This is a genomic window from Flagellimonas maritima (assembly GCF_003269425.1).
Classification (GTDB): Bacteria; Bacteroidota; Bacteroidia; order Flavobacteriales; family Flavobacteriaceae; genus Flagellimonas; species Flagellimonas maritima.
Genome location: NZ_CP030104.1, coordinates 3,082,730 through 3,108,399, shown reverse-complemented (window position 1 = coordinate 3,108,399; position 25,670 = coordinate 3,082,730). Strand labels below are relative to the sequence as shown.

General features: G+C 36.8%; 18 protein-coding genes. 4 read left to right on the top strand and 14 right to left on the bottom strand.

Going from position 1 to position 25,670, the window contains the following annotated elements; all coding sequences use genetic code 11:
- Nucleotides 1-95 precede the first annotated feature (95 nt).
- Both HME9304_RS13815 and HME9304_RS13810 read left to right on the top strand, forming a co-directional pair.
- On the top strand, nucleotides 96-1,322 hold the full coding sequence (locus HME9304_RS13815) for a GNAT family N-acetyltransferase (RefSeq protein WP_112379138.1): 1,227 nt from the start codon (nucleotides 96-98) through the stop codon (nucleotides 1,320-1,322).
- Nucleotides 1,323-1,335: 13 nt separating this feature from the next.
- A complete protein-coding gene (locus HME9304_RS13810) occupies nucleotides 1,336-2,511 on the top strand; it encodes a GNAT family N-acetyltransferase (RefSeq protein ID WP_112379137.1) in 1,176 nt (391 codons plus the stop codon).
- A 13-nt stretch (nucleotides 2,512-2,524) separates the two neighbouring features.
- Here the strand turns inward: HME9304_RS13810 and HME9304_RS13805 are convergent, their stop codons facing one another.
- The 10 genes from HME9304_RS13805 to HME9304_RS13755 all read right to left on the bottom strand — a co-directional run bounded on the left by HME9304_RS13805 (nucleotide 2,525) and on the right by HME9304_RS13755 (nucleotide 14,900).
- Nucleotides 2,525-3,703: an OmpA family protein gene (locus HME9304_RS13805; RefSeq protein WP_164674847.1), complete on the bottom strand. Its 1,179-nt coding sequence runs from the start codon at nucleotides 3,701-3,703 to the stop codon at nucleotides 2,525-2,527.
- Between the two features lie 116 nt (nucleotides 3,704-3,819).
- Nucleotides 3,820-4,278 (bottom strand): hypothetical protein, encoded by a 459-nt coding sequence (locus HME9304_RS13800; RefSeq protein ID WP_123877508.1) that lies wholly within the window; start codon nucleotides 4,276-4,278, stop codon nucleotides 3,820-3,822.
- Nucleotide 4,279: 1 nt separating this feature from the next.
- Nucleotides 4,280-5,422, bottom strand: coding sequence for an N-acetyl-alpha-D-glucosaminyl L-malate synthase BshA (bshA, locus tag HME9304_RS13795; RefSeq protein ID WP_112379135.1), 1,143 nt, complete (start codon nucleotides 5,420-5,422; stop codon nucleotides 4,280-4,282).
- Between the two features lie 15 nt (nucleotides 5,423-5,437).
- Nucleotides 5,438-8,362, bottom strand: a complete 2,925-nt coding sequence (locus HME9304_RS13790) for a glycoside hydrolase family 3 N-terminal domain-containing protein (RefSeq protein ID WP_112379134.1) — start codon at nucleotides 8,360-8,362, stop codon at nucleotides 5,438-5,440.
- Between the two features lie 781 nt (nucleotides 8,363-9,143).
- Complete coding sequence (locus HME9304_RS13780; protein WP_112379132.1) at nucleotides 9,144-9,626, bottom strand: ABC transporter ATPase; 483 nt, start codon at nucleotides 9,624-9,626, stop codon at nucleotides 9,144-9,146.
- A gap of 26 nt (nucleotides 9,627-9,652) precedes the next feature.
- A complete protein-coding gene (locus HME9304_RS13775; protein WP_112379131.1) occupies nucleotides 9,653-10,507 on the bottom strand; it encodes a LamG-like jellyroll fold domain-containing protein in 855 nt (284 codons plus the stop codon).
- 17 nt (nucleotides 10,508-10,524) lie between these two features.
- Nucleotides 10,525-11,316 (bottom strand): (Fe-S)-binding protein, encoded by a 792-nt coding sequence (locus HME9304_RS13770; protein WP_112379130.1) that lies wholly within the window; start codon nucleotides 11,314-11,316, stop codon nucleotides 10,525-10,527.
- Nucleotides 11,317-11,329: 13 nt separating this feature from the next.
- Nucleotides 11,330-12,655, bottom strand: coding sequence for a 4Fe-4S dicluster domain-containing protein (locus HME9304_RS13765; protein ID WP_112379129.1), 1,326 nt, complete (start codon nucleotides 12,653-12,655; stop codon nucleotides 11,330-11,332).
- A gap of 3 nt (nucleotides 12,656-12,658) precedes the next feature.
- Entirely contained in the window at nucleotides 12,659-13,624 is a 966-nt protein-coding gene (locus HME9304_RS13760; RefSeq protein ID WP_112379128.1) for an MlaD family protein, read from the bottom strand.
- A 67-nt stretch (nucleotides 13,625-13,691) separates the two neighbouring features.
- Nucleotides 13,692-14,900, bottom strand: coding sequence for an N-acetylmuramoyl-L-alanine amidase family protein (locus HME9304_RS13755; RefSeq protein ID WP_112379127.1), 1,209 nt, complete (start codon nucleotides 14,898-14,900; stop codon nucleotides 13,692-13,694).
- 130 nt (nucleotides 14,901-15,030) lie between these two features.
- On the opposite strand from HME9304_RS13755, the gene HME9304_RS13750 reads away from it, so the two are divergent.
- The gene (locus HME9304_RS13750) at nucleotides 15,031-17,727 is read left to right on the top strand and encodes a putative LPS assembly protein LptD (RefSeq protein WP_112379126.1); all 2,697 of its coding nucleotides are present in this window, start codon (nucleotides 15,031-15,033) and stop codon (nucleotides 17,725-17,727) included.
- A gap of 45 nt (nucleotides 17,728-17,772) precedes the next feature.
- Nucleotides 17,773-18,153, top strand: coding sequence for a RidA family protein (locus HME9304_RS13745; protein ID WP_112379125.1), 381 nt, complete (start codon nucleotides 17,773-17,775; stop codon nucleotides 18,151-18,153).
- Here HME9304_RS13745 and HME9304_RS13740 read toward each other — a convergent pair.
- The 4 genes from HME9304_RS13740 to HME9304_RS13725 all read right to left on the bottom strand — a co-directional run bounded on the left by HME9304_RS13740 (nucleotide 18,146) and on the right by HME9304_RS13725 (nucleotide 25,624).
- Nucleotides 18,146-18,997 carry an N-acetylglucosamine kinase gene (locus HME9304_RS13740; protein WP_112379124.1) on the bottom strand — a complete coding sequence of 284 codons (852 nt, stop codon included), beginning with the start codon at nucleotides 18,995-18,997 and terminating at the stop codon, nucleotides 18,146-18,148. The genes HME9304_RS13745 and HME9304_RS13740 overlap by 8 nt on opposite strands.
- A 70-nt stretch (nucleotides 18,998-19,067) precedes the next feature.
- Entirely contained in the window at nucleotides 19,068-20,069 is a 1,002-nt protein-coding gene (gap, locus tag HME9304_RS13735) for a type I glyceraldehyde-3-phosphate dehydrogenase (protein WP_112379123.1), read from the bottom strand.
- A gap of 21 nt (nucleotides 20,070-20,090) precedes the next feature.
- Entirely contained in the window at nucleotides 20,091-21,077 is a 987-nt protein-coding gene (gene pfkA, locus HME9304_RS13730) for a 6-phosphofructokinase (RefSeq protein ID WP_112379122.1), read from the bottom strand.
- 131 nt (nucleotides 21,078-21,208) lie between these two features.
- Nucleotides 21,209-25,624 carry a translocation/assembly module TamB domain-containing protein gene (locus HME9304_RS13725; RefSeq protein ID WP_470299664.1) on the bottom strand — a complete coding sequence of 1,472 codons (4,416 nt, stop codon included), beginning with the start codon at nucleotides 25,622-25,624 and terminating at the stop codon, nucleotides 21,209-21,211.
- Nucleotides 25,625-25,670: the final 46 nt, after the last annotated feature.

Here is a 25,670-nt window from a genome sequence, read left to right as displayed (position 1 = left end):
TTTTATTATTGTCTTCGTAAACCATTATCAAATAGGCGTACTGACTTGGGCACTATATCAAACACTTCGCTTTATGAAGTTCAAATGCATTGTCTATGAGTTTCATGAAAAAATCTGAATATTTAAGATTTAACTTCTTTTTTGATTTTTTTCTTAAAAACAAAGCCTTCCCCTCATTTTATGCTAAAATCACGGAAACATTTTCGGGGGAAAGATTTGATGACCAACAAATACGCAAAACTATCGGAATAGCAAACAAGGTGATTTCAATATACGATATACCGGGCTATTTAAAAGTTGAACCAAAGCATGAAAACGAGTCGACAGTATTGGAAATTCCCCTTTATTCCGGCTATCTGATAAATTTAAGTGGATACAGCGATTTCCAAAACTATATGCAAGCCAAGTTTAAAAAAGTAAGGCGTTCACAACTGCGGAGGCTGACCAAAAGACTTGATTTATGTTTAAGACCAACCTACAAAGTTTATTACGGAGCAATTGAAAAAGCGGAATATGACCACCTGTTTAAAACACTATTGGTCATGACAGAGCGACGGTTCATTCAAAAAAAAGAAAGAAATTTTGAAATACCCTTTTTAAAAATGTACCGGAAAATTATGTACCCCTTGATATTGGAAAAAAGGGCAAGCATATTTGTTATCTATGATAGAGACAAACCAATTAACATCTCATTGAACTTTATTGACAAAAACATCGTTTTTCATTGGAACAGCTGTTTTGATATTGATTATTCTGTATTTAGCATAGGTCGTATAAATATTGTAAACCATTTGCAATGGAGCTATGAAAATGGTTTTAAATTGTTTGATATGGGAAGAGGTGATTTTTTCCACAAGAGAAAATGGGTAGATAACACATATACCTATAAAGAACAACTTGTTTTTGATTCCAAATCATTTTATGCGATTGTCTCAGCTTATAGTAGATTCCTTTTATTGAAATTAAGGTACTACTTTATCCATATCATGAAAGCTTTAAAATTGCACCTATGGTACGGGAAATTTATAACCTACCGTTATGCGAGTTCTAGAGAATTTAAGGACAAACTCAGCAAACAAGAGATAACTATTGTCCGTGATGATTTTGAATTCCCCCCGATCGACCAACTGAAAAAGGTAAAATTTAATCAAATTGAAAGCTCTTTGCTTATTTGTTCAGTCAATAATTTTATCCATAAAAATCAAATTTATATTCAAAATTTATCGGTCTTTTCAGAAATAGGAAATCACAATACGTTCTATTTAAAATGGAACAAAGAAGTTCAAAAGCTCATTATATCTTCTAAAGAAGAAACATCATAAAGTCGAATCGTTCATGAAGTCTGAAAAAAATCCTGAATTCTTTTCAATCTTGGTTAAAACCGATAAAATTTCAAAACTCTGTTCTGAAATTCGGTACCATGGGCAACATGTTGTTTTTGATGATAAAAAACAGAGTTTCAAATACTCTCCCGTACTGTCCTTACATTCTTTGAGGTTGGTGCCAAATTATTTTGAGCTTTCATATAAAAATACCAATTACAAAATGAAAGCCATATCCCAATTCAATTGGGGCTATTCCATTCTTTTAAATTCGATAAAAACAGTTGATGATTATTTAGAGGTCCAGTTCAAATCAAAATACAGGAGCATTATACGTAGATATGTAAGGCGGTTAGAGAAGTGTTTTGATATTGAATACAAATTGTTCCATAGAACTATCAACGTAGAGGATTATGATTTTCTGATGAAATCCCTACATGATATGATGGTAAAACGTTTCCAACAACGAAAAGAGGAGCATAAAAACATGGACGAATGGGAGAAAATCGTAAAAACGACCTATAAATTAATTCTAGATGGAAGTGCATCCCTATTTGTAATCTATAATGGAAAGCAACCTATAGAAATATCATTGAACTACCATTTTGACAAAATTCTTTTTAGTACAATTTCATCTTATGATATTGACTATTCCAAATTTGGGTTGGGCCATGTTGAGATCTACAAACAATTGGAATGGTGCTTAAAGAATGGATATATATTGTTTGAAATGGGCGTTGGCGGCATGGACTACAAAAGAAGATGGTCCAACAATATCTATAATTACGAACACCGAATTGTTTATCAGAATATAAAGGGCGGCAATTTGTTGGCAATGGTAGAAATAAATAAAATCAAGCTCAAGGAATATTTAAAATCAAAAAAACTGAATACGCTTCGCGATAGATTTTTTGGTATTCTAAAGAAAAACGATACCACATCTATAACTCCTGATTTTGAAATTTCCAAGATTGAAAATTTTGAAAATAACCATCAAGTAGAAGATTTAGAACAAATTGACTTAAGAACCACGAATTTTTCGTTTCTGAAAAAATATGTAAACGATTTTTTATATGCAACCGAAACACATACCTCTCAAGTAAAAGTATACAAGGTCATCCAAAATGATACTTTTTACATAAACGGAAAAGGGAAAATCCAAAGAATTACTGGATTATCTTTATTCTAAACATTACTAAACCCTAAAATGAGACTATAGTAATTTCCGAACGTCTGTTATGACCATGCTTTTCTTCTGAACAGGGTGTGTTATCATTACATTCGTTCACCAATTTAGCTTCTCCAAATGCATCGTAAGTTATTCTTTTCCCATCTATTCCTTTAGAGATAATATAATCTACGGTTCGTTTTGCCCTTCTTTCTGACAACCATTGATTGTATTTATCTGTTCCCCTGGAATCTGTATGAGCGGTAATATTCACCTCTAGCGTAGGTGAATCTTCCAAAATCATGACAAGCTTATCCAATAGTTTTTTATCATTGGAAGTAAGGTAGGATGAGTTTAATTTAAAATATACATTGCCCAATTCCTCGATTTCGCTTTTTATTCTAGCTCGTTCTGCATCTTCTGCATCCTTTTTTGCCTTTTCTTCGGCAGCAAGCTGATTTGCTACTTTCTCTCTTTCCAATTGCTCTGCCAACAATCTGGCTTTTTCATCTTCTTTCTGTTTAGCATCAATGGAATCTTTTATACGTTGCTGCTTATCTTCAAACTCTTCCAAAAACGCTAACTTTTCCTCTCCCCTTCTGGAAATTCCTTTTTTAACATTGAATCTATAGGCTACACCTACTGCATGTTGAACATGGTTTGTACTATTTTCAGAATTCATGGTCCACTTGCCTGTGGAATTAAAATCAAGACCCCAATGGTCTGACAACCAAGTCCTGAACCCTACAATGGCATTATATGTTCCCCTACCCTGATTATTTGCATCTGTATACCCAGCTCCAACACCTATGTAGGGGTCAAAAAAACCAGTTTCACCCAAGATTTTATTTAAGTCATAACTAACCCTAAAGTCCAATCCTAGATAATCTGTATCTTGAGGGTTAACAACATCATCAATTATCTTTCCCTCATTGTATTTATTGTAACTACCGATCGCTTCCAGTCCAAGCCCACTTTTAAAATAGTGGCCAATGCTTATTCTTGATGGATATGGAACTGTATTCCATGCTTCTTCAAAATCAAAAAGTTCTCTAAATTCATCACCAGAATCATCTACAAAATTAGTTCCCAGAGTAACCATCCAAAAACTTTCGGCAATACTATCTTTTTTTGTAAGCTGGGCTTCTTGTGCATTAATAATAGATATGAATAAAAGTGCCAGCAGAAATATGACTCTATTTATAGTTTTCATGATAATGATTTGAGGATTATCTTTACAAAACTAAGTCTATGATTATCAAACTTATAGTTTGTGCTTTAAATTGCCCCAATTATCGATGAGCTGCAAAAAAGCAAAATTCAATTAACCTAATGCATTGATTTATTGAAAATTACCGATTTATGAGTGACAGGTGTTTTAAACACGTAAAAAGGATGGGATATTATTTCTGATAAAGTTTCATTCTCTTGAGATTCAACCATCTTCAGAGCAAAGGTAATTTCACTATCAGACTCTTCAGTTTTAAATAAGACTGGAAGTAGCTTCCCTTTTTGTTCCCCCATACAAATGATAATGACCATATTTTCAGAAAAATCTACGATCGGTACGGGTAGTCCCGGCTTACGGGTTTTATTGATTTGGGAGTAAAACCTCTTCAATGATTTTGAGTCTTTAACCACCATGTTATCATACTCCAAAATACCACTAAAATCATCTTTATCAATTAAAACAATATCCTCATCCTGTGCGAATTGTTCCGTAACAACATTCTGGGCCTTACAAGATGCCAAGGTTATGATAACGAACACTACAATGAACTGTTTCATATTAATAAGAATTCTTGAATCTTGATTTATAGGCTTTTTCATAAACTTCCTCGTATAGTGGTAGAATATTTACTATATCGAATTTAGAAGCTATTTTAAATGCATTCGCTTTGAATTTATTCAATATATTTTCATCCTTTAAAATATAAAGTGCTTTTGAAGCCATTTCATCCACATCACCAACATCTGCCAAAAATCCAGATTCACCCTCTATGTTTACTTCAGGTATTCCTCCTGTGTTGCTTGACACTACTGCTACCCTATTAATCATGGCTTCCAAAGCTGCCAAACCAAAACTTTCGGATTTTGATGGCAGTAAAAAAAGATCGGAGAAACATAATATTCTATCTATTTCATTGCTATTGCCCAAAAAAACTACCCTATCTTTTATGTTCAAATCATCACATAGCTGTTCTGCTTTTTCCTTTTCAGGGCCTTCCCCTACCATAATAAGCTTTGCTGGTAGCTCCTTTTGAATGCGATAAAAAATATTGATGACATCAGGAATACGTTTTACACCCCTAAAATTGCTAATATGTGTTACGATTCTTTCATCTTCATTGGCCATAAGAGAACGTTGGCAATCTGTATAACCAGTGCTATATTTTCTAGTATCGATGAAATTCGGGATAACTTCAATATCCTTTTCAATATCAAAGATTTTCAAAGTGCTCTGTTTCAAGTTTTCAGAAACGGATGTAACTACATCAGATTTATTGATACTGAACGTGACAGCAGGTTTGTAAAAAGGATGCTTGCCTACCAAAGTTATATCGGTACCATGCAACGTGGTAATCATTGGAACGTAGATTCCATCCTCTTGCAGCATTTTTTTTGCCATATAGCCTGCATATGCATGGGGAATGGCATAATGTACATGGAGCAGCTCTATCCCGAACAATTTCACGGTATCCACCAATTTACTGGATAAAGCCAATTCATAAGGTTGGTAATGAAAGAGGGGATATTCTGGAACATGTACCTCATGAAAATGGATATTATTGTTCAAGAGTTCCAAACGTACAGGTTGCTTGTAAGTGATAAAATGAACCTCATGTCCTCTTCCAGCCAGTGCTATGCCCAATTCCGTAGCCACAACACCACTACCTCCAAAGGTTGGATAACATACTATTGCTATTTTCATAATAACAAATCTAGATTATTTTAATGGCTCTTCAATAATAGAATCGTAAATAGCTTGTTGAATCCTAGTGCGCAACCCAGACTTTACCAATAACCTATTGGTAGCAGATGGGTATGTTCTATTGGACAAGAATACATAAACAAGTTCCTCTTCAGGATCCGCCCATGTATATGTACCCGTAAACCCACTATGTCCAAAGCTTTTTCTTGAAACACATCCGCAAGTCGGGCCCTTTTCTTTTAGCTGGGGTTTATCAAAACCTACGCCCCGCCTTACATCTTTGTGACAAAAATAACAGGTATTGAATTTTTTAATGGTTCTTTCATTTAAAAAGCGATTCCCGCCATAGCTTCCACCTTGTAAGTACATCTGCATAATTTTGGCTACATCGTTAGCGTTGCTAAATAGACCCGCATGCCCTCCAACTCCACCTTGCATTGCAGCTCCCATATCATGGACATAGCCTTGCACAGTTTGGTAACGAAAATATTTATCTTCTTCGGAAGGGACTATTTCATCCTTGGGGAATTTGTTCAATGGATTAAAAGATGTACGTTGTAGCCCCATGGGTCTGTACAAAAAATCATTTATCAATTCGTCAATCGATTTACCATAGGTTTCCTCAATGTATTTTTTAAATACGTAATACGCAACATCACTATACCTATACCTGTTGGACTTTAATGATTGTCTACCGATCCTATTATAGATAGAGTCTTTATAGGCATCCGTTATATATAAATTTTCAGCCACCTTAAATGAAAAACCGTCCATGGGTGCATTCCTATAAAAATCTGAAGACGGCTTTCTGTTTTTGGTCAATGTACTTATGTAAAAAGCTATCCAGGCCGGTAGGCGACCATAATGTGAAAGTGCCTTTAGTACGGTAACATCTTTTAGATCGGAATCTTCATATTCAGGTATCAATTCCTTAAAAGTATCGTTCAATGCAATCTTGTTCTCCTCTTCCATTCTCATAATCAAAGGCAATGTCGAGAGAATTTTGGTCAATGACGCCAAATCATAAATATGGGAATCTTGAATCTTTTCTTCGGAAATATAGGTTGGTTTACCAAAGCCTTTATTATAAACAATCTTTCCCTTTTTGGCAACAAGTACTTGAGCTCCAGGAAACATAAGGGAATCAAGACCTATTTGGACCAAACTGTCCACCATTGCAAGTTTGGTAGAATTTAAACCGACCCGCTCTGGAATACTATAGCCCAATCGTTGAAGTGGTTTTAGTTCTATTCCAGTATGAACAGGGAACTCTGGATGTGCGGAAATAGGGAGTTTCCCATTCGTTCCGATCGCACCAAAGATTGCTTCCGCGGCTTTTTCTTGAGCTATTGAACTGTTTTGATATGCAACGGCTACCGCATCTATAGTTTTAAAATTAACAACGTCCAATAGCGCATAGGGTTTTGCGAACAATGTAAGTATTGTATTACTGGTTCTTAACCTAGAAACTTCTTGAATCCAAAAAAGTTCATTTTCAGAGAACTTATATCCTTTCCAAGGGCTTTCGTTGCTTTTGTGCATACCAATGATAACTAAGTTAAAGTCGGCAAGCTTCTTTCTGTAGCCTGCGGCATCCTTGGCATTGATTTGGGTTACCTTGGCATATTTTGATAAAGTTTCATAAAATATGGTACTTGAATCATCACCAAATTTTACATACGCAATCTTTTTGTTCTCCAATTTTTTAATCGGTAGCAGCGAAAAATTATTCTTTGCTATCGTAATGGCATTTTCAATGGCTTCTTCATAAACAATGTCATTCTCTAGACTGTTTAAATCTTCATTAAGATTTTCCAATTTTACAGGCTCATAGTTATACAGGCCAGCCTTGTATTTAGCCATTAATATTTTCTTGACCGATATTGAAAGTCTTTCTTCGGTAATCGTTCCTGTGCCATAAGCCTCAGCAAGTTTTTCTTTAGCTTTAACAACATTTTCAGGCATCAATAGCATATCGTTTCCTGCAAGAAAAGCTTCAAGTTCAACTTCTCCCTCATTTGCAAATTGGGAAACGGCCTTCATGTTCAATGCATCCGTAAAGACCAATCCCTTAAATCCCAATTCATCTTTTAATAATCCAGAAACAATATCTTCTGATAGTGATGATGGATGTCCCTCCCTTATTTCCAGATTAGGTACGTCCAGATGTGCCACCATTATTGTGCTTATCCCATTTTCTATCAATTTTTTAAATGGATAGAGCTCTATGGAGTCCAACCGTTCTTTTGTTGAAGTGATTATTGGAAGAGCTTTATGTGAATCTGTTGCGGTGTCACCATGACCGGGAAAATGCTTCCCACATGATAAGACCCCTGCCTTTTCCATTCCTTTCATAAATGCGATGCCCTTTTGAGTTACGTTGGTGGGGTCCTCCCCAAAAGAACGGTTTCCTATAATCGGGTTTTGGGGATTGTTATTTACATCAATATCCGGCGCAAAATTAATATGAACTCCTAGTCTTTTGGCGTGTCTCCCGATTTGAAAACCGACCTTTTCAACTATGGTACTATCCTGAATGGCGCCTAATGTCATATTCCAAGGAAAAGCATAAGTGGAATCCAGACGCATTGCGAGACCCCATTCTGCATCCATGCCTATTAACAAAGGTATTTTGGAATCAGCTTGATATTTATTGGTAAGTTTTGCTTGACGTTTTGGTCCTCCCTTCGAAAAAATAACCCCCCCGATATGATGTTCTTTAATAAGACTTGATATTTTGTCTGTCGAGGATTTATCTTGATTTGAGGAAACATTCACCATAAAAAGCTGACCGATACGCTCATCCAAAGACATATTTCTGTATTGAGTCTCCACCCAACTGGATTGTGCAACTGAATCAGATGTAATTAAAGGGGCTTTTTGCCCTTGTACTTCAAAAAAAAGGAATAAGAAAAGGGGGAAATAAAATTTTATCCGCATAAATATGTTGTCTAAGACATCAACTTATTGCTGCTAAAAATATTGCTTTTCATCGAAGAAAGCTTAGTAATTAAGATATTTTAAGAAAATTGTTCTCTAAGGGTTTAGTCTAATTGCTTGCTTTTTCTTGTCTATTATCCTTTATGACAATAATGGCAACCTTCTTTTTTACAAATAAATAATAGATAGTTGTGTGCTTATGTATAACGGCACGTCTTAAGTTTCTCTTGGATTTTGATTCAGGATAGAGTGTTGGGAAATTGGATACCGTTAATTCAAATTGTTTTAGTATACTTTCAAATTTCAAGACTTCTTTGTGAGTGAATTTTTCAGTAAGGCATCGTTTAATAGTAATAGCATTTTTAACGACCTTTTAGTCCATTTCACTTCGGAAAGCTCATCCATTTTTCAGATCGTTCCAGAATTCCTTTGAATCGATTATATCATTATTATGAAAATCTTGAATTCCCATCAAAGTATTCTCCTTATCTTTTGTGATAAGCGTTTCCCACCAATCAGTTGATTTCCCTTCGCTGGGCAATTTTAAAGAGTTTATAAGCCTAATATGGGGTCATCTGTCAAGGATTCAATCCAACTTACTAATTCTTTCGTTGTATTGTTTGATTTTGCCATACTCATAATCACCATTTAAAGTAAAGTCACAAAACCACACTATTTTATATCGATACTTATCCTATTGAAAATCTAAAGATGAATAGTGTAAAATAAGAGGGAGAAAGTCCAGTGGACTGAAAATTAGCTAAACATGGTAGAAAATACATCAAACAAATCGTGAATGCCAACTTTCACTAACGGGAACTTCCCAATGTTCTAAATATTCAGATTTATTGGTTACCAAGTTGTTGAACACTATTGTATTACTTGAGATGGCTTTTTCCCTGGCCATTTTTTTAAAATCTTTTAAAGGCTTATAGGTTATGTATTCCCCTTGCTTAAAAGACACGTTCATTCTATCCAATAGTTCTACATCGTATTTTTTTTCCAACTCTTGGATAAAATGTACGGAAGCATCTATGGAACACCCAGATGCACCTGTACTGGATTGGTTCAAACCAATAATTATAAATCTCTTGTACTTGATTTCAAAACCCGCTTCCAATTGACTTCCATGTGCTGTCCATGCCGTAATAAAACTCTTCATTTTCTCTTGAATTTCTTCAAGCTCGGCTTCGTTAAAATTTCTGTTGGATTGATAAATCCAAATTCTGGAGTCATCAGGAAGCTTATCAAAAGGTACTAACATAAAAGTTGTAATTATATGTTCTTAAATTAATCCAAGAGAGATTTTAAACCATCTTTTGCGTTATATATACGTCCTATTTCATCAGTATTTAACGGTCTGCTGAATATAGAAAGTTCGTCGAATAAGCCTATATAATTGAGCCCCAATAAAATATTTGCTTTTTCTTCATCCCAAGTGAACGGGTCTTTTATGGGAGGAACTTTTCCTTTAATTTCCCCGTTAACGTATAATTCTGCGCTGCCATTCTCCGTATTCAATCCTGAAAAGTTGATTACAATATGCGTCCATTCGCCCCTCATAAAAGGAGGCTTGCTTACAGTAACCAATCGCCTTAAATAATCTTGATTCTCATCCGGGCCCAATTTTTTAGGATTCCAAACTTCCAAATCCCCTAACACGCCCAAACGAAAATTCCTAGGGTTTTCTTTGGTAAAATCTACCCACAGTGCAGCATCGTTATAATTGACATCCGTTATTTGAACGGGGTCACAGTAACCGGGTTCTAAATCTTTTGCAGGGTCCAATTGTAACCAAAATGACACTGCACCGTTCCAATTTTCTTTAGAATAGCCCACATTTTCAGCTGCTTTGAAAAAGGTAACCATCTTGCTCTTTTTCTTAAATTCCAGAGCGTCTCCACTTAGACCCGCACCCTTTGCAATGACCACATCTGGATTCAGGAGTCCAGGTTTTGCATCTTGGAGGTTCTTTCTAAGTTCGGAAGTGTAAATTGTATTATCGCCTGTAGCAATGTCAGCAGTCGAGCCTTTGTCAAACGAAACATAAAACAATAAATCATCCTTTAATCTATCTTCTGCTATAAATGCAAATAGCAAAATGCAAGAGGAAAGTAGAGCCGTATATCTAAGAAAGTATTTCATTTTGGTTTAAATTTGTATTATAAATCTTCTGCTGACGCAATAAGTTCCGCAACGTCCATGACTTTGATGTTGGCTTCCTTCTCTTTATTCTTAACCCCATCCGTCATCATAGTATTACAAAAGGGACAAGCTGCTGCAATTATTTCGGGCTGAGTCTCCAAAGCTTGTTCGGTCCGTTCTATATTGACTTCTTTATCCCCAGGCTCTGCTTCTTTGAACATTTGTGCGCCACCAGCGCCACAACATAATCCACGTTTACGGCAGTTTTTCATCTCCACCAGTTCTGCATCCAATTTTTGAATGAGTTCTCGGGGAGCTTCAAAAACATCGTTTGCCCTGCCTAAATAACAGGGGTCGTGATAAGTAATGCGTTTACCTTTATAAGTTCCACCTTGCAAAGTTATTTTTCCTTCATCCAACAACTGTTTTAAAAACTGTGTATGATGGATTACTTCATAATTTCCACCCAATCCCGGATATTCGTTTTTGATGGTATTAAAACAGTGTGGGCAAGCTGTAACCACTTTTTTGATTTCGTAGGCGTTCATTACTTCGATATTGGTAACCGCTTGCATCTGAAATAAAAATTCGTTTCCTGCTCTTTTCGCAGGGTCGCCCGTACAGCTTTCCTCGGTACCCAATACCGCGAAGCTTACCCCTGCCTTGTTCAGTATTTTCACAAAAGCTTTTGTAATTTTTTTTGCCCTGTCGTCAAAACTTCCTGCGCACCCCACCCAAAATAGAACCTCGGGCTGTTTTCCTTCAGCAAAAAGTGAAGCCATAGTGGGTACTTTCATTTCATTTGCCATTCAAAATTTTCTTTTAGGATTCTTGTGTCCAGTTGAGCCTGTCCATTTGGTTAAAGGGCCATGGAGCACCATTGTTTTCCAAATTCCCCATCATATTATTCAAGTCCGATGGCGCTGCAGATTGCTCCATTACCAAAAACCTACGCATTTCTACTATAATGGATAAAGGGTCTATGCTCACGGGACAAGCTTCTACACATGCATTACAAGTTGTGCACGCCCACAATTCTTCTCGCGTGATGTAATCATCCAATAATTGTTTTCCATCTGATACAAACTCCCCTTTGTTGGCATCCATATTTTTACCAACTTCCTCTAACCTATCACGGGTATCCATCATTATTTTTCTAGGAGAAAGTTTTTTACCTGTCTGGTTTGCAGGACATTCTGAAGTACATCTTCCACATTCTGTGCATGTGTAGGCATTGAGCAACTGTACCCAGTTTAAATCCATAACATCTGAAGCCCCAAATTTTTCTGGTTCCGCAGCATCTTCAGTTGGTGCTGCAAAAGGGTCTGCTGTTGGGTCCATCATCAGCTTTACTTCATTGGTAACTGCTTCAACATTATCAAACTCTCCCTGTGGCTTCAATTTTCCATAGTAGGTATTTGGAAAAGCCAATAAAATATGTAGATGTTTGGAATAATATAGATAATTTAAAAAAGCCAATATCCCAAGAATGTGCAGCCACCAAGCGGTACGCTCAACTAGAATAAGGTTCGATATCGACATGCCCTCAAATAACGGCGCTATGAATTGGCTTATAGGAAAAGCACCTGCTTCTGTATAGTCTGCGGCACCCATCTGCTGCAATTGAAAATCAGCAGCATTCATGGTCAAAAACAAAAACATGAGCACCAATTCAATATAAAGAATAAGATTCCCGTCCTTTTTGGGCCATCCTTCCATTTCAGGTTTTATAAATCGTTTTAGCTTGATAATATTTCTTCTAAGCCAAAAAATGACAACGGCAACGATTACCAAAAATGCCAAAATTTCAAAGGAACCTATCAAAATATTATAAAATGCCCCCAATGAAGCAAAAATCCTGTGAGTCCCCAATAGTCCATCTATTATAATCTCTAAGACCTCAATGTTTATAATGATAAAACCAATGTATACAATTAAATGCATAAGTCCTGCTATAGGACGAACGACCATTTTCGTCTGGCCCAAAGCAATTTTTGCCATATTGGTCCAGCGTTGCGATTTATTGTCATTTACCTTAACATCCTTTCCCAGTTTGATATTCCTAGAGAGCTTCTTTACATTTCTAGAAAAAAAACCTACTCCTGCTATAAGGGCAAGTGCAAAAAGTATATTGGGCAAGTACTCCATAGTTTAGTTTTGGTTTTTTGCAGCGGGGTCGTCCTCGGGAAGTTCATATTCTTTTTGCTTTTTTCCAAAAACAGAAACATTGACATATCTTTTTGGATTCAGCCTAAAGTCCTGTAACAAAAGGTCCAGTTCCCTAGAAGCTGAATTGAGATTATCGTATAACTTTTCATCTTGGGTGAGTTTGCCCAAAGACCCTTCGCCTTTCTCAATCTTTCCGAGCACATTGTTCAATTTGTCCACTGTGCTTTGAAAACTTGATATCGTTTCCGCTAGACCAGCACTTGCCAAGGAATCTGAAAGTTTGGAAAAATTAGTGGTGATATTATCTACGTTTTTTAAAGAATTATCCAATTGTTCCTTATTATCATCCAACAGGACATTAAGCTTTTGAGCACTTGCATTGAAGGCTCCCACCACTTGGCTAAGTCCCGCTATACTTTTTTTAAGCTCTTCTCTTGTTTCCGTATCAAGAATGTCATTGAATTTAAGAAGAAGTGAATCCGCGTGGGATACAGCACCTTCTACTTTCATCTGTAACGGGGTCAATTTTTGTTGTACCAGTTCCGTAATACCTGGCTTGGTATCGGTTTTTAAGGTATCTCCTGATTGGACAGTGGCACCTCCGTTGAATACTGGTTTTATCTGTATGCCCTTTCCCCCTATTATACCTGTATCGTACAATTCGGCAATACTGTTTTTGGAAAATTCAAAATCATCGCTTATCGTAAGAGTTACGAGCAGCTTTCCAGAAGTATCCTTAAAACGAATATCTGTAACGTTGCCAACTTCTAGGCCGTTTATCGAAACCTGTGTGCCAGGTTGCAAGCCACCTACATTGTCATATATGGCGTAAAGGGTCTTGCTGTTTTCAAAAAATGGAGAGGACTTTAGGTAACTTAATCCGAAAACCACTGCTAAAATTCCCGTAATTACTATTATTGCAGTTTTAATTTCCCTGGTTAGTTTCAAAAGATTCAGTTTACTGTTCCAACAAAATTAGGAATAATTTTGACAAAGCAGGTATCGAAATCAATACCTATTTGAGCGCTTGCGATAACGAAACTCTTTTTCCGTTTCTATATGCGACTATGTAAGAGGATGTATAACCTTTTGCATCGGCTTCAACTTTTAGAACTTTGGCCTCTTCATAGGAACCAACGTCACCGTACATGTAGCGATATAAATTTTTAAAAGGTTCCTTGGATAATGTTTCCAGACCATTAAAACTGCTTGCTCTCAAAGGGATGTTTTTGGCACTTGCCATTAATTGTACTTTAAAGACCAAGCCCGAATCTTTGGTGGGAGTCGTGATTTCCGGTTCGGGATTTTTCGTGAGCTCTTCTCTTGTTTCTTGAACATTAACAACAGTTTCAGTTGTTTTGGGTTCTTCAACATTAGTGGCTTCTTGGGTAGTTTCTGTTTCAACTATGGAAGTTTCTTCATCAATGACCGGTTGCACTATTCCGCTATCAATATCGGCTTTATATGCTAGAACAGCGTTGGCAATGGCTTTGCCCATCTCGGCCTGCCCTTTTTTTGAATTTAGATAACTTCCTTCGTTTTTATTGGTTAGAAAACCTGTTTCCACCAATACGCTCGGCATAAAGGTTTGATGCAAAACAATGAAGCCAGCTTGCTTTACTTTTCTATCTTTCCGACTCAATTTCTTGGTAAAGTTGTCTTGAAGTTTTTTTCCTAGAAGAATGCTCTGGTCCAAGAATTCTTCTTGCATAATGGTAAGACCGATTACTGATTCTGGTGAATTAATATTGTACTCCGCATAACGCTGTTCATAATTATCCTCTAGATATATTACGGAATTTTCCTTTTTGGCCACCTCAAAATTTTGTTTGTTGGCATGAAGTCCAAGAACAAAGGTCCCTGCACCATGGGCGTCCGAGGTATGCGAATCACAATGAACAGATACAAAAAGGTCAGCTTTTGCCTTATTGGCAATTTCCCCTCTTTTCAGTAGCGGGACAAAAGTGTCATCATTCCTTGTATAAATAACCTTAATATCCGGGTTTTTCTCCAGTTCCTTTCCAGTCTCCAAAACAATATTCAGTGCAATATTTTTTTCCAGATAACCGTTTCCCAAATTACCGGGATCATGACCACCATGGCCAGCATCCAAGACTACAATAAACTTGTCTTTTAAAGATATTGGTGCATCATTATTTGTGAACGATGTAAAAGAGATGACTATAAGTAGAAAAACAAAAAAAGATAAGCAACTTTTAATCATAAGAAACAAGAAATAATGACGTTCCGTAATGGTTAAAAATATTGTAATCCCCAATCAACGGAACAAAAAATATATGTAAGTTTGAGCCCAAAAACTAAGCCAAACTAGCACAAAAATAGGATTTATCACGTTGCAATCAAACAAACATCCCTTAGTTTTCCTATTTGTTCTGCTCTTTAGCACAATAAGTACAACGGCTCAGGAAGATCCCATTGTACCGTTGCCCATCAAGGCGATACAGGATACCATAGTTGCTCCACTCCTACCACAAAATATTTTAAATGATTCCATCCCTTTAGATTCCATCCAGTCAGACACAGTTCCCAAGAAGCAGCCATTGCTCTTGGATAAAATTAAGTACAAGGCCAAAGACTACGTAAAATTAAGTCAAAAGGACAATAAGATTTACTTGTACAACGAGGCAGAAATCTATTATCAGGATACAGAGCTAAAGGCCGGTGTCATTGTAATGGATTACATTAAAAATGAAGTGTATGCAGGTAGATTAAAGGATTCAACTGGAACTTATTCCCAATTGCCGTATTTTAAACAGGGCACCAACGAGGTGCGACCAGATTCCATTAGATTTAACTTTGATACACAAAAAGCATTAATATGGAATTCCAGAACTGAGCAACAAGCAGGTCTGGGACAGTTGGGGAGCGATGCAATGAAAGTCTATGCCGAAGTAACAAAAAAAGAAAACGACTCTGTCTATTTTTTAAGTGAAGGAAAACTAACAACCTCAAAGGATACCATAGATCCAGATTACTACATAAGAATCCGTAAGGCAAAATTTGTTCCAAAAAAGAAAATAATTGCTGGTTTTAGCAACCTTTATATTGTGGATGTACCAACGCCCATTGCATTGCCATTCGCCTACTTTCCACTTTCTCAAGGACGAACAGCAGGATTGATATTTCCAACCTTTGGGAACGATCCGCAAAGAGGCTATTTTCTTCAGAACGGAGGATACTATCTGCCCATAAGCGATTATGTGGATTTAAGTGTATCAGGAGACTTTTATACAAACGGTAGTTATGGTTTTAGAACTCAATCCATCTATGCAAAACGCTACAGGTTTAGAGGAAATTTCAATTTCAGCTTTGAAAACATTATCCAGAGTCAAAAAGGATTTGATGATTTTAGCCGATCCTCGATTTATAATATTCAAATCAGGCATACGCAAGACCCAAAGGCCAGTCCAAACTCACGGTTTTCAGCGTCGGTCAACCTTGCAAGTAGTCAGTTTTTCACAAATTCACTTAATCAAAATAATAGGTCCCAAGTCCAGACCAACAATTTAAATTCGTCTATAAGTTATTCCAAAACGTTTCCAGAATATCCATCGGTCAACACAAGTCTAACGCTGACCCATGGTCTAAATACACGAAGTGAAACGGTTACCATGCAATTACCAACATTTCAAGGGAGTATGGAACGAATTTTTCCATTTGCAAAACGTGACGGTATTAAAAAAGGGATTATTGACAACATCAACTTTCAATATGATGTCAATGCACAGAACAGCATTACTACGCCAGAGGAAAATTTTTTTACAGGGGCAATGTTTGATGATGCCCGTATTGGCGCAAGGCATAGGATACCGATTGCAACCAATTTTAAGGTTGCCAAATATTTAAGTGTAAGTTTAAATGGTAATTATCAGGATATCTGGACACTTGAAACCATAAATCGAAGATTTGACCAAGCACAGGAAGAAATAGTTACGGATACAATTTCCGGTTTTGACCGTTTCAACCAATATAATTTTGGAGCCAGTATCGGAACTACCATATACGGAACCTTTAACCGAGGTGAAGATAAAAAGATACAAGCAATACGGCATGTAATGCGACCATCCATAGGTTATAGTTATGCCCCATCTTTTGAGCAATTTTACGAAACCTATGTAGATGGTGATAGGGAAGAAGTTCAATATACTCCTTTTGAGACAAGTATTTATGGAAGACCTTCCTTAACAAGAGGTAATTCCATGAGCTTCTCATTACAGAATACTTTAGAGGCCAAAGTGAGGGATAAAGACTCAACGGCAATTGAGCCTAAAAAAGTAAGTATTCTGAGTAATCTAACACTTTCCACAAGTTATAACTTTGAAGCGGATTCTCTTAAACTACGCCCAATAAGCCTAAATGGGGCAACGGAAATCATAAAAAATGTTCCAATCAATTTTGCAGCTACCCTGGACCCTTATGCCATTGACAATAACGGGTCTCGAATAAACACCCTGAACATTAATAATGGTGGTGGTCTTTTAAGGTTGACTTCGGCAAGAATCAATACAGGTTTTAGCTTGAATAGTAAGATGTTCATAAAAGGTGGTGATAAAGAAGATGATGATGAAATCAATGTAGAACCGCCCAATTATGGTGAAAATCCTTTTGATATTGATGGTGTTCGCACTGATCAACCGTTTTTTGACAATAGAAATCCTGAGACCAATGAAGTTGACAACCCACTTTACAATACTAAAATTCCTTGGGATATACGATTTACCTATGTTGCCACCTATAATAACAGTAACCGACAAAAGGAAATTACCAACCATTCCTTAATGTTTTCGGGAAACATACAACTATCGCCAAAATGGGAAGTAGGTTTTAATTCGGGTTATGATATTAAGGACAAAGGTTTTACGGACACCCGTTTTACTTTCAATAGAGATCTTGATAGTTTCCGTCTTAGTTTTGATTGGACTCCTTTTGGTCAATTTGAAAGATGGTACTTTTTCATTGGTATAAAGAGTTCTATTCTTAAAGATCTAAAATGGGAAAATAGAAGCCAGCCTTTTAGCAGCAGAAGATAATTTTAAATATCTTGGTAAGCACTAATCCCATTAAAAACTAGTTACATGAAGAAAATCATCAATACTCCAAATGCTCCTGCTCCAATTGGACCTTACAATCAGGCAGTTCTAATAAAGGATATACTTTATATTTCTGGACAGATTCCCATAGATCCATCTACCGGTTCACTGGTTGAAGGTGACATTAAAAAGGAAACAAAGCAATCCATGGAAAATTTAAAAGCAATTCTTTCTGAAGCGAATATGACTTTCGAGCATGTTATAAAAACATCGATTTTTATAAAGGACATGCATCAGTTTTCAGAAATTAATGAAGTTTATGGCTCTTATTTTGATGTAGAGACCGCACCAGCCAGGGAAACCGTGGAAGTTGCCAATCTCCCAGCGTTTGTAAATGTTGAGATTTCGATGATTGCGGTCAAATAGTAGCCTTGTGGAATTCAACCAAGCCCTCAATGGGCCTTTGACGGATTACACCCAAGATCAAATCATTTCTTTCCAGCACCATTGCCAATTCATCCTTTAAAAAATGGGCTATGCTGCCAACAAAGTTTATGGGTACTTTAGTGGCCAGTTCAAACTGCATGATGTAATTGTTGACAAATTGCTGTAACCCTTTGTCAATGACTCCGCGACAATAGGCATGTTCCTTATTTTCAATAATGAACTTGGCAAAAGTTGCCAAATATGTATTTGGATTGGGCTGTTTATATAAATGCTCTTTAATTACGTCTGCTTCCAGATTATACTCCTTGGCAAATTTTATTCCCAAATCTTGAGGCATTTTATGGAAATAATAATCCCTTAATAATTTTCTGCCAAAAAAGTTACCGCTTCCGTCGTCCATTAAAATGTATCCCAACGAAGTCACTTTTTGAAACAGTTGATGCCCATCATAATAACTACAATTGGAACCTGTACCCAATATACAGACGATACCCTGATGGCCTATTTTAGTGGTGGAATAGATTGCCGCATAGGTATCCTCACGTACTTCTGCTTTGGCATTGGGGAAAAAATCCTTGAAAATGTCCTTTAAAAAGTTCTTCATCCTATCCGTACCACAACCTGCGCCATAAAAAAATAATTGACTCACATTATCCTTGTTTTTTGATATATCAAAATTATTGGCAAGACGATCTTCAATAACTTCGCGGGTAAGCACTTCCGGACTCAATCCCAAGGTCTGTGTGAGGAACAATTGTTCACCTTCTTCATTCAAGGCAATCCAATCAGATTTTGTTGCACCGCTATCAACAATCAATATCATAGGTCAGTATTTATATAAAACCCTGAAAAAGAAACGACCTCTTTCAGGGTTCGTATGCAAAAGGAAAAAATTATAGATTGGATACGTGCTCTGCCAAATCAACCAATTTATTGGAATAGCCAGCTTCGTTATCGTACCAAGAAATTATTTTGAAAAATCTTGAATTCAATTCCATACCTGCTCCAGCATCAAAAATACTTGTTCTGGCATCTCCTATAAAATCTTGTGAAACAACAGGCTCATCAGTATATCCAAGAATACCTTTCATGTCTCCTTCAGAAGCATCTTTAAACGCTTTCTTAATTTCATCATAGGAGGTTTCTTTTTCCAATCGTACGGTTAAATCCACAACCGAAACATCTGCGGTAGGCACACGAAACGCCATGCCGGTAAGTTTGCCAAGAAGCTCGGGAATAACTTTGGTAACTGCTTTTGCAGCACCCGTAGAAGCGGGAATGATGTTTAGCATAGCGCTACGCCCACCCCTATAATCTTTTTTTGAAGGGCCATCAACGGTCATTTGTGTCGCTGTAGTCGCATGTACGGTAGTCATCAACCCTTCTTCAATTCCAAAAGTATCGTTCAATACCTTTGCAATGGGTGCCAAACAGTTTGTTGTACATGATGCGTTGGATACAATTGTATCGGACGCCTTTACATCATTATGGTTAACTCCCATAACGAACATTGGCGCATCTTTTGATGGCGCGGATATGACCACCTTTTTAGCACCACCATCTATATGGTATTGGGCTGTTTCCAAAGAGGTAAAGATTCCCGTACATTCTGCAACTATATCGGCACCAACTTCATCCCACTTCAAGTTCTTTGGATCTCTTTCTGCCGTAATTCTAACGGTTTTTCCATTTACCACTAAGTGACCATCCTTTACCTCTACCGTTCCGTCAAATTTTCCATGAACAGAGTCATACTCCAACAAATATGCAAGGTGTTCAACATCCAACAAATCGTTGATTGCCACTACATCTACATTATCCCTTTTTACGGTCGCCCTGAATACCAGTCTTCCTATTCTACCGAATCCGTTAATTCCTATTTTTAAATTTGACATATTAGTGTATTTAAATTTTTATTAAGTAGTCATTATATCTGAAACTTTCACAAGTTCCTCATCAATTTCCGTATGTGCTTTTATGGCTTCGCTGATTGGTGTAAGGATGAGTTTATTATCACGTATTCCCACCATGTAATTGGATTTGCCCTCCAAAAGACTTTCAACGGCTTTTACTCCCATCCTACTGGCAAGAACCCTATCAAAACATGTAGGACTTCCTCCTCTTTGCATATGTCCCAAGACAGATACTCTTACGTCATAAATAGGTAAGTGTTCTTCTACGTACTCCTTTAGTTGAAAAACATTCTTACCGATTTTATCACCTTCGGCAACAATAACGATACTAGAGGATTTTCCTGATTTTTTACTTCTTTTTAAAGAATCCAACAAACGTTCCAAGCCCAAGTTCTGCTCTGGAATCAAAATCTCTTCTGCTCCGGCACCCACTCCTGCATTGAGTGCAATGTGGCCAACATCCCTGCCCATGACCTCAACAAAGAAGAGTCTGTTGTGCGAACTGGCCGTGTCACGTATCTTATCAATTACTTCCACAACCGTATTTATGGCAGTGTCAAAACCTATAGTGTAGCTAGAACCTAAAATATCATTGTCTATGGTTCCTGGTATCCCCATTACGGGGAAATTGTATTCTTCGTTAAAGGAGAGTGCTCCGGCAAAACTTCCGTTACCACCAATTACCACAAATGCATCTATACCCTCTTTCATTAATTGGTCGTAAGCCTTTTTACGACCTTCCTTTGTTCTGAATTCGTGACATCTGGCAGATTTTAAGATGGTTCCGCCTTTATTGATAATATTGTTTACGCTACGAGCGTCCAAGGTTTTAAAATCCCCTTCTATCATTCCTTCATATCCTCTGTAGATGCCAACACATTCTAATTTCAAATAAGCGCAGGTCCTAACTACGGAACGTATACCCGCATTCATTCCAGGTGAATCTCCACCTGATGTAAATACAGCGATTTTCTTAATTTCTGAAGCCATTCAAAATTTTAAAAAACCAAAACTAGCAAACTTTATCTAATTAAAGTATGACATATTAACTAATTTGTTTTCAGGCAATTTCGCAAACGTTTTCGTAGGTTTTTTTTATGGTAGACTATAGAAATTAAAATTTAATTCGGCACTTTTCTGGCCGTTCTATTTTTGGGAATAAAACGTATTAGACTATCCTTTCCCATAATTTCAGTGGATTGTACCGGTTGTTCGGGATTTGTTTTATTGTCCTTTTTTTGAAATACTTTTCGGATAAGTTCTTTAAAATTATTGAAATCAACTTGATAAGAGAGACCTACACCTTGAATATAACCTTGTCTTTCAGCCAAAAACTGTTGTATTTGATTCTCTCTATTGAATATTTTGGCACTTAATGTTCCTTCTTCGTTCAACAATACCTGAACTTCAACGTCCCCAGCGACAACAGTTTCTGAAACTCCGCCTACGGGTACTCCTACTCTACCGTTTACCAAAACCCTATCTGATATTTTTGTGGAAACCGTTACACCGATTCTATTTTCTGTTTGAATATCCGCATTGGGATCTTGGAGACCTTGTTCGTAAGAAACACCTAAATCAAACTTATCATTATCTCCTGATAGAATTTGATTAAGAAGGCCTGACGCGGTCTGGATCAGGTTTCCTGTTACGGCCTGTTGGTTAATACCCGCTTGATCGTTTACGAATGTTCCCTGGGCCAAAAGAAAAAAAGCATTACGCTCTTTAATCGTTGGATCCTGCAATCTATACTCTAATTCTGATTGTACCACAGAATTGGTGCCCGGAAAGTCAATATCAAAATTTATATTGGGATTTTCCAACTCTCCATCCAACCTAACGACCACTTCGGTCGGTATCCTACCTGTATACCCTGCATTTTCTAAAAGTGGGGCAGGATTTGCATTAAGATTATAAACGGCTTCAAGATTCAGTTGTGCTTCTAGAGGATCCCTTTCCCAAAGAATGGTACCACCTGGTCTCACCAAAAACTTTTTATCGATTATGCCTCCGTATCTAAAATTGTATTCGCCAGTTACTGCAACAAATTCACCGTACATATTAAATTTTCCGTTCGTATTGATTTCTATTAAAAGAATACCTTCCCCTGTACCCTTAAGGGAACTTCCCGTATTTTTATCTACAACTATCTCTACTTCTGCATCAGGGGTTACCGCCAAATCAAAAGCCATTTCAAGACCTTGGTAATCTTTAAGAATACGTTCTTCCCTAAAGGATTCTCCACCACTTTTTTCAATAAAATTGATAAACGAATAATCCCCAACACTGGTGACGTCGCTTAAAGGTATCTTTAGGGACGTCCCTTTAGCGGTAGAAGCATCCACCGTTATATTCAATGCGCTTGTAGGTCCGTAGATACTGCCCGTTCCATTTATAAATCCAGTACCATAATATAAGGACTCGTCACCATAGGTTGTGTTCAAAATCATGAAACGGTCTTTTTTTGTATCCACATCCAAATCCAAGGACCAATCTTCAAATGCTGTGTGGTTTATTGTTCCATCCAACGTTGCAGTGGTTCCTTCTACCACGTCAGAAAGCCTGATATCTTCAAAATAAAAAGTCTGGTCAAAAAGGCGAACTCGCGAATAAGGAGCAAAATTATAGTCAACATTAAGGTAGGGAATTCCAATCCCCGCATCGTTCAAACTAAGTGTCCCATTTATTGATGGATTGGAAATATCTCCAGTAATTTTTGCATTACCGATTACTTTGCCTCTTATATTGGAAATTACATCTTGACCTAATGGACTAAATGGCTCTAAATCAAAATCGGTGAAATTAACCGCCAAATCCAATTTTTGTTTCTTATTGATGTTGGTAACGTTACCATTTATACTCAACTTTTCCTTTCCATTATCATTTAACCAGCTACTGACACCAAATTGTGTTAAATCATTGTTTCCAAAGATTCCCAGTTCTAAATCCCCTAGCCGAATATTATTAATACTGAAATCCCTAATATTAAGGCTCGAGGTTGGTAAATAGTTACCTTCTTTCTGTAAAATATTGAGAAAACCGTCCACGGAGCCATCCAACTTTAGACTATCTATTTCTGGAGTTATTTTGCTGAGCGAAACTATTTTAAATTGTAGATCCAAATCTTTATACGTAGAATCGGCCAACTGACCTTTTAGGCGTATCTGCTCACTGTTTTCGTTGTCCATCACCAAATCCTCTATCCTAATGCTGTCCAGTGTCCTATTTACGATTACCTTGTTCTTACTGTTCCCATCTTTGTTCAATACCCATGTGTTTCCCTTAAAATTGATATTGGATTTTTTAAGTCCTATGACCGATTTATTTTCTACATTAAAGGTGTGGTAAAAATTTAAGTTATAACTATCGTCATAACCGCTACCCCCTTTAAATTCGGTTCTAAAGAATAGCGTATCCTTTAAAGTGGTATTGATAAGACTAAAATCCTTAACATCATAATATACTGTAGACATATCCTCTACAGATACGAAAGTGTTGAAAAGTGGGTTTTTATTATCGATTTTTAATTCAATATTATCGAATTGATTACCATATGCCTCTATGCTCGGAGATTTAAAAGTGAGTTTGAAATCGCCTTCATCTGAGATTATATTTCCTCGAATAAAAGTATTGGGGTCAAAGTTCACCTCTGGAAAAAAAACATCGACAATCTTATTGTATATCTTAAAATTAAAGCTCAATTCCTGACCATCGGAAATCTCAAATGGCTTGTAGTTTGTGTAGATACTGCCCAGGGAATTTTGCATTAACTTATCTATCTCCCCTACCTTAAATTTTCCTTTTATATAACCTGTGATTATATCGGGCGAATTTATTTCAATCGTTCTTACCGTATCTTGGTCAAAGGCTGAGGATATTACGAAATCATCAAAATAATAGGTTTGATTTATATTTTGATAAGCTGTATTGGAAAAACGAATTTGTCCTGTAGTATTGTCCAAGGTACTTCCTTCAATGTCCATGTTCAAATCTCCCTTGAAAACAGAAACACTATCATTGATGAAGTTTAATTTTTTCAAATCCGCATAATCAACAGAGGCTATAAAATTGAAATTATTTGAATTTTCGCCAAAATCTGCCAACCCTTTAAAATCGAACTGAAAATTTTCATCTTTACTGACTAGACTACCATCAAAAAGCTTCTCTTTTAATACCCCTGAAACTTTTAAGTCATTATATTCATAATTATTGAATTCTAGTTTATATACCTCTCCGATCACTTCGGTATTCAGATACTCTGCAATAAATCCCTTTCCTTCAACATTCACATCCAAAGTTGCAAGTCCCAACTGACCATACTGGACAAAATTCCCTAAATCAAAATCAATGAGTGAAATGAACCCTCTGTAGGAAGCATTGTCCACAGTTTGGATATTGGTCATTTGTAAATCTGTATAGCTGCTACCTATTGCTGTGTTGAGATTTATCTGTACATCCAAAGAGGTTTCAGTAATTTCGGCATCTCCCCGTATAGTAAATTCTCCGAGTTTTTGGATTGTTGATGGAATGTTCTTTCCAATTATGTTTGGCAGTATGGACCTTAATTGATAATAACTGGAAGTAATATTGCCAATATCCGCCCTCATGATAAAAGGTGCTTCTTGACTGAACAGATTGTCAAACTGAAAATCTCCCCGAATACCTGTATTTTCTGATTGTAGAAACAATTCTTTGAATTGCAAGCGATTGAGCACGCCCCTTATATTTGCTGAAAACACTACTTCCTTATCGGTCCCAAATTCATCATATAATGTATTGATTTCATTTAACGCAACGGATGATTCTTTGAAATCCGCTACTATATTCACTTGGTTTGCAAAATCTGCAAAATCTTCACGATTGTAATTGAATACCAAATCCCCTTTAAGGTTGGACTCTACGGTTTTGATTCTTAAGGAATCAAAGCGCATTTGTTGCTTGGTATATTTAAAGTCAGTGGAAAAGTCATTTATACGTATGCCTCGGTTACTTTGAAGAGCTAAATTCTCTATACTCAGCGTGACCTCAGGTCCCAAAATTTGAAAATCTGTAGCGTTGATTTCCAATTCTGAGAAGTTGAGCGTCTCTTCCTTTTTCAAGTTTTCGTCCGATAGCTTGAATTTTCCACCGGAAATTTTGATTTCATCCGAAGACATAAAGAATGGTGGAGTTCCCGGTGCCCTAGGTTTTCCGTCATCCAGTTTTGCAACGAATACATCTAGATTGGTATCATTATCACCTTTATACGTTTTCAGATTGAAAAAAAGACCATCAACCTCAATATCTCCAAAACGCAAAACCCCGTCGACCATATTGCGAAGGTTTAAAATGGACGTAGATAGTTTTTGTATGTAAAAAAGTGTATCCTTTTTGTAATCTTCAACATAAATTCCCTTAAGCCCTGTATTTAAGTTAAATAGTGAAAGGCTCAAACGATCAATTTGGATATTGGTACCATACTTTTCATTGAGCGAATCTGTGGCGCTCTTTGCAAGCTTTGTCTGAACTACGGGCATGGAGAGGATCAAAGAGCCCAAAACCAGTATTAGCAAAAGTGCCAGTACTAATCGTAACAGTATTTTC

Bases quoted from the DNA above. Each gene is read 5' to 3' on its own strand.
- HME9304_RS13780 (WP_112379132.1), bottom strand. From the start codon at position 9,626: ATGTTAGTACCTTTTGATAAGCTTCCTGATGACTCCAGAATTTGGATT.
- pfkA (WP_112379122.1), bottom strand. From the start codon at position 21,077: ATGGCTTCAGAAATTAAGAAAATCGCTGTATTTACATCAGGTGGAGAT.
- HME9304_RS13755 (WP_112379127.1), bottom strand. From the start codon at position 14,900: ATGATTAAAAGTTGCTTATCTTTTTTTGTTTTTCTACTTATAGTCATC.
- HME9304_RS13815 (WP_112379138.1), top strand. From the start codon at position 96: ATGAGTTTCATGAAAAAATCTGAATATTTAAGATTTAACTTCTTTTTT.
- bshA (WP_112379135.1), bottom strand. From the start codon at position 5,422: ATGAAAATAGCAATAGTATGTTATCCAACCTTTGGAGGTAGTGGTGTT.
- gap (WP_112379123.1), bottom strand. From the start codon at position 20,069: ATGTCAAATTTAAAAATAGGAATTAACGGATTCGGTAGAATAGGAAGA.
- HME9304_RS13745 (WP_112379125.1), top strand. From the start codon at position 17,773: ATGAAGAAAATCATCAATACTCCAAATGCTCCTGCTCCAATTGGACCT.
- HME9304_RS13775 (WP_112379131.1), bottom strand. From the start codon at position 10,507: ATGAAATACTTTCTTAGATATACGGCTCTACTTTCCTCTTGCATTTTG.
- HME9304_RS13810 (WP_112379137.1), top strand. From the start codon at position 1,336: ATGAAGTCTGAAAAAAATCCTGAATTCTTTTCAATCTTGGTTAAAACC.
- HME9304_RS13740 (WP_112379124.1), bottom strand. From the start codon at position 18,997: ATGATATTGATTGTTGATAGCGGTGCAACAAAATCTGATTGGATTGCC.
- HME9304_RS13800 (WP_123877508.1), bottom strand. From the start codon at position 4,278: ATGAAACAGTTCATTGTAGTGTTCGTTATCATAACCTTGGCATCTTGT.
- HME9304_RS13805 (WP_164674847.1), bottom strand. From the start codon at position 3,703: ATGAAAACTATAAATAGAGTCATATTTCTGCTGGCACTTTTATTCATA.
- HME9304_RS13765 (WP_112379129.1), bottom strand. From the start codon at position 12,655: ATGGAGTACTTGCCCAATATACTTTTTGCACTTGCCCTTATAGCAGGA.
- HME9304_RS13770 (WP_112379130.1), bottom strand. From the start codon at position 11,316: ATGGCAAATGAAATGAAAGTACCCACTATGGCTTCACTTTTTGCTGAA.
- HME9304_RS13790 (WP_112379134.1), bottom strand. From the start codon at position 8,362: ATGCGGATAAAATTTTATTTCCCCCTTTTCTTATTCCTTTTTTTTGAA.